Raw genomic sequence first — 11,861 nt, 5'->3', positions numbered from 1 at the left:
CCCCGGGCCCCGGCTGACGCAGGTCCCGGGCCCTCGGGCGGCACTCATCCTCACTCTCTCGACCCGTAAGGAACTGGATTGTCCACGCTCACAGTGCACTGCTGGAACCTGGAACAGAACGGCAAACAGGACCCGGCCCTGCGGCAGAAGGCCCACGAACTCCTCGCCCTGGACAACCCCGCTCTCGTGCTCCGCCAGGAGATGCCCGGCGCGGACGACGACGGTGCCGCGGTCATGTACGAGCTGGAGGACGTCCTCGGGATGCGGGGCTGGCTCGGCCCCCGCTCCTGCACCGCCGTCTTCGCCGACCAGAAAGTGTTCCGCACCGTACGGGAATGGCCCCAGACCGGCCCCATGTGGGTGCTGCCGCCGACCGCACTCACGATGCGCTACCTGCCCGCCGGCTGGAACGCCCTGCCCCTGGTGGTCGGCTCGTTCCACCTCAACTACGCCTCCGGCACGACCCGGCTGGCAGAGGCGGAGTGGCTCACCACCTGGGCCGACAAACGGTGGACGACCCCGGGCGGCGAGACCGTACGCATCCCGGCGCTCCTCGGCGGGGACACCAACAGCTACCCCGAGCCCAGCGGACTGGACGAGCCCGCACTCCCGGCCCTGGACGCCATCCGCGACGAACCGCACCGGGCCAACCGCTCCTACCACTCACCGGACGGACGGCGCATGGACACCCGTCCGGACGAAGTCCTCTACACCGCAGGACTCCACGACGTCGCCCAGCACCACGCCGACCGGCCAGGGGGAAGCGCCGACGCCATCGCCCCCACGGTGGACGCCTGCGAGACGCACGGCCCTGAAGCCCGGATCGACCGCGTGTACGTCACCGCCGAGCTGCTGCCCGCCGTCACCGACGTGGACGTCATCCCGGTGCCTCTGGTGATGTCGGATCACCACGTCCTTCGGCTCACCCTGGATGGTGACCTCCTCGCGGACATCCTCAACCGGCAGCCGGTCGGCTCCCCTTCCTTCGCCAGGTGAGGCGGACAGAGATGGAACATCCGTACCAGCCAATGCCCGGCACCCACCCGACGACTACGGTCGCGGCCGGCGTGATCCTTCAGAACGGACGCCTCCTGCTCGTCAAACGGGCCGTGCCCGAAGGATCGCTCACCTGGCAGTTCCCGGCCGGAAAGGTCAAGCAGGGCGAATCCCCCGAGGAAGCTGTCGTACGGGAGGTGAAGGAGGAGACCGGCCTCGCCGTCGCCGTCACGGAACAGCTGAGAGAGCGAATCCACCCGGCGACCGGCGTCCGCATCCTCTACTTCGCCTGCGCGATCCGGTCCGGCACCGCCCACCGCGCGGCCCCCGACGAAGTCGCGGACATCAACTGGGTGCCTGTCCGCGACGTATTCCACTACATCCCTGACGGGCTCTTTCTGCCTGTTCAGCAGTACCTGTGCACCACCACCGGCCATCCGGAACAGGCAGCCGCGCCGGGCGGCTCGACGCCCAAGAACGGGCCGGTTCGGGGGCGGTCTCCTGGGGAGCCGCGGTGATTCCGGCAATGGGGCAGGACCACGAATCACGATCGGTAGGGTGACGAAGTGACTACGGTACGAGACAAGAACATTGATGAGCAAGCGGCCTCGTTGCGGGCGGCCATGGTGCGTGAGCTGCGCGATCTGGGGGCGATCACCTCTGACTCCGTCGCTGGCGCGGTGGCCGTTGTGCCCCGGCATCTGTTCGCCGTCGGTGAGCCGCTGAAGGCCGCGTACGCCGCCAACCAGGCCCTGGTGATCAAGCGGGATGAGGACGGAACGGCCCTCAGCTCGCTGTCGGCCACGCACATTCAGGCGGTGATGCTGGAGCAGGCCGGGATCGAACCCGGCATGCGGGTCCTCGAAGTCGGCTCCGGCGGCTACAACGCCGCGCTGATCGCCGAACTCGTCGGCAAGAACGGTGCGTCGATCTCGGTGGACATCGACGCGGAGATCGTCGAGCGCGCCCGGAAGTGCCTGGACGCGGCGGGGTACGAGCAGGTCGAGGTCGTGCAGGCGGACGCCGTCGCCGGGGTGCCGGGGCTGGCGCCGTTCGACCGGATCATCGTGACCGCCGGGGCCTGGGACATCCCGTCGGCGTGGCTGGACCAGCTCTCCGAGCGCGGCCGGATCGTCGTCCCGCTCCGGATGCGCGGGCTCACCAGGTCGATCGCGTTCGACCGGACCAGCGGCCCGGAAGCGGAGCTGGTCAGCGACAGCTACCGCCTGTGCGGCTTCGTGCCCATGCAGGGGGCCAGCGCGTACACCGAGCGGCTCGTCCACGTCACCGAGGGCCTCGCGCTGCGGGTCGATGACCAGAAGCAGGACTTCGACATCGACGCCCTCGCCGCCGCCGTGCGCTCGCCCCGGCTTGAGGTGTGGTCCGGCGCGGCCTTCGACCTGCCGGACGAGCTGGAACTGTTCCTGGCGACGAACACGCCGGAGATGGTGATGCTCCACGGCAGCAAGGACCTGGTCGATCAGGGCCTCCTCGCGCTGTCGGTGACGCGCGGCGTCCCGGCGCTGGTCAGCGGGGGGAGCTTCGCCTACCGCACGAAGCGGCCGAATGAAGAGACCGGCGGCTTCGAGAGCGGCGTCCTCGCCCACGGTCCCGACGCCGAAGAGGTCGCCGCCCGCTACGTCGAGCTGCTGCGCCGATGGGCGTCGGACCACCAGCGGCGCGGCGCGGCCCGGATCGCGTACCGGCCGATGCCCGCCGGCACGGCTGAACCGTCCCAGGGGGTTGTGGCGAAGCGGCTCGGAACCGTCGCCTTCTCCTGGACATAGGCTCCCCGGCCCCTGCGGCATCGTCACGGGGGCACGGGGCATTCGCACCACCCAACTATCAGGGAGGTTGTTGTGTCCGTACAGCAGATCGAAGACGCGGCGATAGCGCCGCACCCGCAGAACGCGGGCGAGGAGGAGAGCTTCGAGAACTGGGACCTGGATGTCTCGATCGTGGAGTCCGGCCCGTCGGCCGACCGGCTCATCCGGATGACCGACGACGGCTGCGGTGTGACCTGCCAGTCCGCCTGCTCGACCACCTGCCCGTAGCAGGCCCGAAGGACTGAACTGCGGTGCCCGGCCAGCTTCGGCCGGCCGGGCACCGCGCTCCACGAAGGGGAGTTGCCGGTGTACGCGCACGTCGATGCCCTGCTACTGCGGGCCGGGGCCTGGGCTCCGGACGATCTCGTCCAGCCGTGGCCCGACCCTGGCGGAGACGCGGAATCCTGGCGGGCGTGGCTGGAGCGAACCCTCCGGATACCCGGCTTCGCGGACGCTCTGGAACAGGCCAGTCCTGTGCTGGCCCGCCGTGTCCGGGACATCCGCGATGAACAGAACCTGCCCGAACGCGCCGTACGAAAGGCGACGTTCGCCGTCCTGCGGTATCTGCTGCGGGCGTCGAGCCGGGCCACCCCGTTCGGCTTCTTCGCCGGGGTGGCACCCGTGCGCTTAGCCGACACGGTGACCGTGCGCATCGGTTCCGGGCACCGGGCCGTCGGCAGGCCCGATGCCGTGCGGCTGGCCACGGTGATTGAACAGTTGGAAGCAGATCGCGCCCTGCTACCCCACCTGAGGGTGCAGACCCATGCGCTGGTGGCCGAGAAGGGCGGGCACCTGGTGCTCGACCACCGGGGCACCGGCAGCTCGGGCGGCGCCCCGGTCCGCGTGCAGGTCCGTGCCACCCCGCCCGTCACCTTGGCCCTGGGCGCGGCCCGCCACCCCATCCGGGTCGCGGACCTCGTTGCCAAGTTGGCCGGCGACTTCCCCCGCGTGCCCGCTGAGGTCATCGGCAAACTGCTGGCGGATCTGACCGCCCAGCGCTTCCTGGTCACGAACCTCCGCGCCCCGATCACCACGACGAATCCGCTGAACCACCTTCTGAACGCCCTCGACGCGGCTGAAGCGGAGAACATCCAGCCGGTCACCGCCACCGTCGCGCAGCTCCGGTCCTTCACCCACGCTCTGGACCGGCCCCACACCGCGTCTCCCGAGGGCGGAGAACACCGTGACCGGCTCACCGCCGAGATGCGGAAACTCGCCCCCGGCTCCGGGCCGGTGCTCGGCATCGACCTGCGGATCGACGGGGAGGCGACGGTCCCGACCGCGGTCGCCGACGAAGCGGCGCGGGCCGCGACGGCACTCGTACGGCTGGCCCGGCACCCGTTCCTCAGCAGCGGCTGGTCAAGCTGGCACGGCCGCTTCCTGGAACGGTACGGCCCGCGCGCCGTGGTTCCGGTCCTGGACGCGGTGGACGGCGACGCCGGCATCGGCTACCCGGCCGGGTTCCTCGGCGGACCGTCCGCCCCGGCGAGCGCCCCGCTGACCGAGCGGGACGGGAAACTGCTCGTGCTCGCGCAGAACGCCGCCCTGCGCCGTCAGCACGAGATCGCGGTGGACGACGCCGTGATCACCGCCCTCACGACGATGGGCCCCGACACCGCTGTCCAGCCGACGACGGAGCTGATCGCCCGCGTCAACGCCCCCAGCCCCGATGCCCTCAAGGACGGGGAGTTCACGCTCGCGGTCACCGGGGTGTCTCGTACCACCGGGACGGTGACCGGACGATTCCTCCACCTCCTCGACGCCGAAGACCGCGACCGGATGGCGAAGGCGTACGCGACGGCGGCGAACGCGACCGACGGTGCCCTGCCCGTACAGATATCCGCGCCCCCGCTCCACGCGGCCACGGAGAACGTCGCCCGCGTCCCGGCGATGATGCCCGCGATCCTCGCCCTGGGCGAGTGCCACGATCACACCGGGGAGCAGGTGCTCCTGGACGACATCGCGGTGACCGCCGACGTCCACCGCCTCTACCTGGTCTCACGGTCCCGGCGGTGCCCGCTGGAGTTCGTGACCCTCAACGCGGTGGAGCCGGTCCACCGCACCCACCCGCTGGTCAGGTTCCTGACCGAGGCCACCCACGCGATGAGCGCCCCGTGCGCGGTCTTCGACTGGGGAGCCGCGACGGCGCTGCCGTTCCTCCCCGCGCTGCGCTACGGCCGCACGATCCTGTCCCCGGCCCGGTGGCTGCTCACCACCGCCGACCTCGCCGCCCGCGATACGGACCAGCCCCAGTGGGACGAGTCCCTGGTCGCGTGGCGGGAGCAGGTCGCCGTCCCGAGCACGGTGTACGCGGGCGACGGCGACCAGCGCCTCCGCCTTGACCTGGACGAGCCCGCGCACCGGGTGCTGCTGCGCGCGCAGGTGCAGCGTTCGGGCACTGCCGTGCTCCGCGCGGAGGCGGCCCCGGACGCGGGGTGGATCGGCGGGCGCCCCCACGAGCTGGTCATCCCTCTCGCCCGGACCGGCCGGGGACGGAGACCACCGTGGTGGCTGGACGGCGAGCCGGGCACGGTGGACGAACACGGTCATCTTCCCGGCTGCGACGGGCGGTTCCTCGTCAAGCTCTACGCCCGTCCCGAACGCCACGGCGACATCCTGCGCCGACTGTCCGAACTGCTCGCGGGACTCGGCGGCACGACACGGTGGTGGTTTCTGCCCTACCGCGACCCTGACGAGCATCTGCGGCTCCGCCTCGTCGTACCGGTCGGCCATGCTGCCGACGCCCCCGCCGTGATCGGCGGCTGGACCCGTGCACTGCGCCGGGCCGGGCTGCTCTCCCGGGTGCGGTGGGACACCGACTTCCCCGAGACCGCCCGCTTCGGCGGTGCCACGGCGATCGACGCCGCCGAGGCGTTCTTCGCGGCGGACTCCGAGGCCGCCGCCGCGCAGATCGCGTCCAGTGCGGCTAACGGCGGCCCCGCCGCCCAAGCCGTCACCGCCGCCAGCATGCTCGACCTCACGATCGGCCTGATCGGAAACCCCGCCGACGCGATGGCCTGGCTGATCGACCACGCCCACACCACCAGCACTTCCCCCGCCCGCGACGTCTATGAAGAGGCGGTGAGCCTGGGTAATCCGTACGACCACGGCGCCCTGGCCCGGCAGCCGGGTGGCGAGCGGATCGCCGCCGCTTGGACTCGGCGGCGCGACACCCTGGCCGACTACCGGGCCGTACTCGACACCACAGACACGGCCCACGTGAACGTCCTCCTGCCCGAACTGCTGCACCTGCACCACACCCGCGTCGCCGGGATCGACCTCGACGCCGAAGGCCAGTGCCTGCACCTCGCCCGCGCCGCCGCGCTGAGCTGGACCGCACGAGGAAGGACCCGCTCGTGAGACCGATATCGAAGGCGCTCACCGCCGCCGACGCCCTCGCCACCGAACTGGCCGACCCGCGCCTCGCCGGGCCTGAAGCCAGCAGCGGCCGGGCCTGGCCGCAGTCCCTGGCCGGTGGCGCGGCGGGCATCGCCCTGCTTCATGTCGTACGGGCCCGCACCGGGCACGGCGACTGGGACACCGCACGCACCTGGATCTCCCGGGCAGCCTCCGACGACCTCACCGCTGCTGCCAACGCGGGCCTCTACCTCGGCGCCCCGGCCCTCGCGTTCGTCCTGCACACTGCCGCAGGCTCGACCGGCCGCTACCGCAAGGCGCTGGAGAAGCTGGACGCCGCCACCATCTCGATCACCCGGCGCCGTCTGGCCGAGTCCCACGCCCGTATCGACCGTGGCGACCGCCCCGTGATGAAGGAGTTCGACCTGATCCGCGGGCTCACCGGGTTCGCCGCACACCACCTCGCCCGCCACCCGGACCACGAGATCACCGCCGACACGCTCGCCTATCTCGTACGGCTGACCGAACCCCTCCCGGACTGGGACGACGCCCTGCCCTCGTGGTGGACCGACGTCTCTCCCAGCGGCGAGCCGACCCCGGACTTCCCCGGGGGCCACGGGAATTTCGGACTGGCCCACGGCATCGGCGCGACCCTGTCCGTGCTCTCGCTGGCGCTCCTGCGCGGTGCCGACGTTCCCGGGCTGGCCGACGCCGCCGGTCGGATCTGTGCCTGGACCGACCGATGGCGGCAGGGCGACGACACCGAACCGTGGTGGCCGGGGTTCATCACGGCTGGCCAAGCGGCCGGTGGGCGCATCGAATCGGCTCTCCGTCCCCGGCCCTCCTGGTGCTACGGCGTGGCGGGCACCGCCCGCGCCCAACAACTCGCCGGTCTCGCACTGGGCGAGCCCGCCCGCGTCCGCGCCGCCGAGAACGCGATGCTCGCCGCTCTGCACGACCCGGCCCAACTGGACCAGGTTCCCGAAATCGGGCTGTGCCACGGAACCGCCGGCCTGCTCCACGCCGCGTGGCGGATGGCCGACCTAACCGGAAACCCGGCCATCGCGGCGGAGCTGCCGCAGATGACCGACCGGCTGACGGCCGCGCTCAACCGGTCCGACCGGGCCCCCGAACTCCTCGACGGCACCGCTGGAGCGGCCCTGGCCCTGCACACCGTCGGCACTGGAACCACCTCCGCCCCGCACTGGGACACCTTCCTCGCCCTGGCCTGAACCCCTGGAGACGACATGGACAGCCCCACGTGGCAGCAGGTGAACATCTCCTTCCCCGACTGGACCCGTGCCGAGCACACGGCCCTCAAGCACCTCGCCCCGACCGTGTTCGCCGCCGAGGACGACGGCGCGATCACCGCGTGGTTCCACATCCGCAAACGCCCGTGCTGGCGCCTCCGCTACCTGCCGTCCACCGATGCCGGCTCGCAGATCGGCCGGTTACTGGACGTGCTGACCACTGCCGGCCACATCACCGGCTGGACTCCCATCGTCTACGAACCCGAGATCCACGCCTTCGGCGGAACAGAAGCCATGGAAACGGCCCACCGCTTCTTCCACCATGACAGCCGCGGACTGCTCACCTATCTCCGCGACGGGGACCAAGCCGCCGGCGGACACCGGCGGGAGATATCCCTCCTGCTGTGCAGCGCCCTGATGCGCGCCGCCGACCTGGACTGGTACGAGCAGGGCGATGTCTGGGCACGCGTTGCCGCCCACCGCCCCCTTCCGGTCGGCCGGCGGAGCACCGCCCGGCAGCGCACCGCCGTGCAACGGCTGATCACCGTGGACGCGGATTTCCAGACCTGCGAGAACGCACTCCTGGCCCGCACCAGGGAGTGGGCCCGTGCCTACACCACCGCCGGACACGAGCTGAGCAGCCTCACCGCCGCCGGAGCCCTCCACCGCGGACTCCGCGACGTCCTCGCCCACCACGTGATCTTCGCCTGGAACCGTCTCGGCCTGCCCTACGCCACACAGGCCGCTCTCGCCGCCACCGCCAAGGACGTGGTCTTCGGGCCCAATCCCACCACCTACGACAAGGCTTCCCCGGCGACCACGAGCGCCGGCGCTCCCGACCCCGCCCAGTCTCGCCGCTGACGGCGTCGACCCGCTCACCCACAGGGGATCCATGCACCCGAACGACCCCATCGCTCAGCGCTTCCCACTCGTCGCCCGGCCTCGCCCTGCCTGCCCGCCGCTCACCGAACGCGTCCACGCACTGCTCGACCTCGCCCGGACAGCGGCACGGCAGAACGATCCGACGCGAGCCTCAGCCGTCTACAACCAGTCGGCCCTCCTCGCCTCCGACCTCGGCCTCCCCACCCTCGCCAGAGACCTGTGCCATCGGCACGCCGACGCCTACCTCCGTGCCTGTCCGCTCCCCGGACAGAGCGCCATCCGGGCACTCGAACCCGTCGTCAACCTCGCCCGCCTCCACATCCGCGCCGGGAACGGAGACACCGCCCGACAACACCTCCTCACGCTGTACGAAGCCGTCAGCACGAACACGGACGCACAGATCGGCAGCATCGCCGTCCCCGCCCGCCTGACCGCGACGACGGAGGACCGCCGCAAAGTCCGGACCTGGCTGTGGACGGTCCTCCTCGCCGACGGAGCACGGGCCCTCACCGCCCAAGGCCGATGGAACGACGCGCTCACCCATATCGAGGAACACCGTGGCGTGGGCAAGCGGATGCTCGACGGACGGCAAGTCGCCGTCCTCGCCGCGCTCACCACGGACGACCCAGCCCACGCCGCTGACCTCCTCCACGGCACCACACCCGGCGAACCCTGGGAACAAGTCGTGACGGCATGCCTCACCGCGCTATGCCATCGAGCCGCCCAGCAAACCGCTGACCTCGATGTGGAAAGCCTGGTGGGCATGTACAAAAGCCTGGAGCCCAACCCCGGCACGGCCGTCTTCAGCAGCCGTCTCGGGCTGACGATCTTGGACGTCATCGGGGCCGACACCGCCACCGCCCGTCGCGTCGCAATTGAACTGCACCGCCGGGCGACCAAGCAGAACGACGGATACGCCGCCCTTGAGAATCTGCGGCATCCCCTCTTCAACGCCCTCGTCACCGAAGGACAGCAAAGGGACTGCCGAGAGATCCTGGACGCGTGCGCCCTCGGGGCTGGAAGGCTTCCCGACGAGTTACGCGAACTGCTCATGGCGGCGGCGGGTACGAGCGACCGTACGATCCGAAGGACTGTCCCTGTCCGCCAACGCCGGTAAAAACCCTGGTGCATTGGTACCCCGCCGCCTGGTGTTCCCTCCTTCGGACCCGACGGCGGTCTCCGCCCGCGTCAGCTCGCCGCCGACGGGCCCGTTGAGAGTCCATCCGGCAAGCAGTCCAGCCTTCGTGAGGGGCGGGCCCCTACGTCAGCGGCACCAGTGTGTTCCAAGAATGGGCCAGCTCGTCTTGGATCCCGGCCAATGTCTCCGCGCGGATCCGTGCCTCTCGGAGCTGAGTGTCGCAGGCGCGAGACGCATCGAAGGGATCACTGGGAAGAGAGGCCCGGAGGACGAGCTTGTACTCGACCAGGGTGCCGCCGGTGAACTCCGTCGGCCGGAGTTCTCGAAGGAGGTCGGCGGCGGAGGTCTCGGAGAAGTACCACTCGCCGTCCTGGTGGCGAGTGGTACGGATGACGCTTCCGGTGTCCGGGGCCAGGACGAGGTGGCAGTCGTCTCCGCCGAGCAGGGTGCCGAGCAGCGGCAGGGGCACAGCCCGGGGGCCGGCCAGTTCGACGGCCTCGGCGGGGGTGGCGGTGAGGCGGGGGCTCGCGGTGGGCTCCGCAGCGGCGAAGGGCAGGCCGGGCCAGAGCACGGAGGGGCGTTCCTGTGTGCGGTCGGTCGGTTGCCCGCTCACGGCACCCTGGGCGGTGTCCTCGTCGGTTCCCGCCCAGGTGATCACGGTGGCACGGGCCCCGGGGAGGGAGGCGGGGAAGAGGACGTGTGAGATGACCTCGATGGGCTGGTAGTCCATGGAGGGCAGGGCCATCTTGAAGAGGTGGCCGTCGCGGGACTCGGAGACGGCCGCGACATCGGTGTCCCAGAACCGGCCGCAGACGGGGTCGGCCTTCACGTCGGTGATCAGCTTCGACAGGTCGGTGTCGTGCGGGTAGCGGGTGCTGGCGTACCGGAGCAGCTTGACGTACTCGGCGGCGTGGTGCTGCCAGTCGACGTACTGGAAGCGGGCCTCGTGGCTGAGCATGGCCCAGCGGATGAGGTTCGCGCCCGGTTCCCGCACCCAGGGCCACAGGGCGGCCATGGCGGCGTTGTAGCCGATGATGTTCCACACCCGGTCGGTCAGATAGGCCGGGTTCGGAAGCTGCTGGTCCAGCAGCATCTGGAGATCGCGCCGCACGGTCGCGCTGCCGAACGAGTCCGGGATCGTGGTCAGGGCGCCGTCGAGGAGGGCGAGGACCAGTGCCTGGTGTTCGTCGCGGCCCAGGAGCAGGGTCTTCGCCAGGGCGTCGAGGACCGCGCGGTCCGTCTTGGGGCGGGCGCCGTTCTCCAGGTTCTGGTACCAGCCCCGGCTGCGGCCGATGGCCTCCGCGACCTCCGCCTGTGACAGAGGTCCGCCCAGTCCCAGCTTCTCCCCGGCGACCGCGCGCCAGGCACGCAGTAGGCCGGGGTGCCCGAGGAGCTGTCCTGGGGACAGCGGCTCGGAGCTGGTGTCCGGGCAGGGCGCGAGGGCGCCGTCGACCATGGGTTCCTCCAGGGGTGTGGGGGATGCGGGCCCGGGGGTGTCCGGGCGCACGGAAAAGGGCGGGAGCACTTGTGGTGCCCCGCCCTACGTGTCAGTAACAGAGTAAAGGATCTGCAAAGCGATCTTGAAATGGGCGGTGGGGGAATTGACCAGGCGCCTCATCTCTGGTGTTGTTCGACATTGAACCAATGTTCAGCTTTGGCCGAGTGGCGATCTTGTTGATTGCAGGGCGAACCGGACATTGGTATGACTTATTCGCGGGCGTGCTCAGGTTTTTGAGCACGCCCATTTTTCTGTGCACGCACCCCGCGTCTCCGGCGTCGCCAGATTGACGATCTTGGCATTTGGTTCCACGCTGCGTGGATAAATAGGCCGACAGTAAAGGGAATTGGAGTTACCGGCAGGTTCGGGATGCTGTCTGTTTTTTCCCTGCGCTGTGCATCTGTACCCGGCTTATGGGGCGTTGACGGGGGGATGAACCGCCGTTTAAATCCAAAGGGCCCGGTGATCAGCGGGGCAGTCAGCGGACCGGGAGGGCGAGAGAGATGAGGCGTGGCGTCGTCCCCTGGGCGCGACCGCCGGCCCCCTGCCCGGCCGTGCTGGCGCTGGCCACAGCCCGGCCCGGCGCCTACTCGCGCACCGGGCCGCCGTCGGGCCCCTTCCGCTGACACGGTCGCGGGGGGACCCGGACCAGTTCCGCACTTCGCGGCGAACGAGGCTTCCCGGAAGGCCCGGCGCGTGTCCGCAACCCCGGCTGGAACGCCTGCTCGGAAGCACCTTCCAGGCATAGATGTCGTGTTGGTGTCGATGCGCCCGAACACCCTCTGTGCGCTGGAGTGTTGGGCGGGGTGTGCATATGTTGTTGTTCCCGGCAGCGACGGCCGGGCAGAACAAATGAGAAGAGGGGGGGATGAGGGTGAACGACCCACCGCCACAAGCCGGGGAAACGGAAACGG

The 11,861-nt window shown here is 70.5% G+C and carries 9 protein-coding genes; 8 read left to right on the top strand and 1 reads right to left on the bottom strand.

The annotated features are described in order from the left end of the window. Positions 1 to 78 precede the first annotated feature (78 nt). The 8 genes from FF041_RS32810 to FF041_RS32775 all read left to right on the top strand — a co-directional run bounded on the left by FF041_RS32810 (position 79) and on the right by FF041_RS32775 (position 9,428). Positions 79 to 996, top strand: a complete 918-nt coding sequence (locus FF041_RS32810) for an endonuclease/exonuclease/phosphatase family protein (RefSeq protein WP_153526125.1) — start codon at positions 79 to 81, stop codon at positions 994 to 996. Between the two features lie 11 nt (positions 997 to 1,007). Next, the gene (locus tag FF041_RS32805; protein ID WP_153526124.1) at positions 1,008 to 1,514 is read left to right on the top strand and encodes an NUDIX hydrolase; all 507 of its coding nucleotides are present in this window, start codon (positions 1,008 to 1,010) and stop codon (positions 1,512 to 1,514) included. 48 nt (positions 1,515 to 1,562) lie between these two features. Further along, entirely contained in the window at positions 1,563 to 2,783 is a 1,221-nt protein-coding gene (gene fxlM / locus FF041_RS32800) for a methyltransferase, FxLD system (RefSeq protein WP_323393391.1), read from the top strand. A 72-nt stretch (positions 2,784 to 2,855) separates the two neighbouring features. Further along, positions 2,856 to 3,050, top strand: a complete 195-nt coding sequence (locus FF041_RS40470; RefSeq protein WP_323393389.1) for an FxLD family lanthipeptide — start codon at positions 2,856 to 2,858, stop codon at positions 3,048 to 3,050. Positions 3,051 to 3,128: 78 nt separating this feature from the next. Beyond that, entirely contained in the window at positions 3,129 to 6,182 is a 3,054-nt protein-coding gene (locus tag FF041_RS32790; protein WP_323393387.1) for a lantibiotic dehydratase, read from the top strand. Next, a complete protein-coding gene (locus FF041_RS32785) occupies positions 6,179 to 7,411 on the top strand; it encodes a lanthionine synthetase C family protein (RefSeq protein ID WP_323393385.1) in 1,233 nt (410 codons plus the stop codon). The genes FF041_RS32790 and FF041_RS32785 overlap by 4 nt, the downstream gene beginning before the upstream one ends. Positions 7,412 to 7,426: 15 nt before the next feature. Continuing rightward, positions 7,427 to 8,290, top strand: a complete 864-nt coding sequence (locus FF041_RS32780; RefSeq protein WP_153526121.1) for a thiopeptide-type bacteriocin biosynthesis protein — start codon at positions 7,427 to 7,429, stop codon at positions 8,288 to 8,290. Between the two features lie 31 nt (positions 8,291 to 8,321). Then, entirely contained in the window at positions 8,322 to 9,428 is a 1,107-nt protein-coding gene (locus FF041_RS32775; RefSeq protein ID WP_153526120.1) for a hypothetical protein, read from the top strand. Positions 9,429 to 9,570: 142 nt separating this feature from the next. On the opposite strand, the gene FF041_RS32770 is transcribed toward FF041_RS32775, so the two are convergent. Further along, a complete protein-coding gene (locus tag FF041_RS32770) occupies positions 9,571 to 10,905 on the bottom strand; it encodes a helix-turn-helix transcriptional regulator (RefSeq protein WP_153526119.1) in 1,335 nt (444 codons plus the stop codon). Between the last annotated feature and the right edge of the window lie 956 nt (positions 10,906 to 11,861).

Source organism: Streptomyces jumonjinensis, assembly GCF_009600885.1.
Classification (GTDB): domain Bacteria; phylum Actinomycetota; class Actinomycetes; order Streptomycetales; family Streptomycetaceae; genus Streptomyces; species Streptomyces jumonjinensis.
The sequence above is the reverse complement of the archived record's forward strand: the minus strand, read 5'-3'. Positions and strand labels throughout refer to the sequence as shown.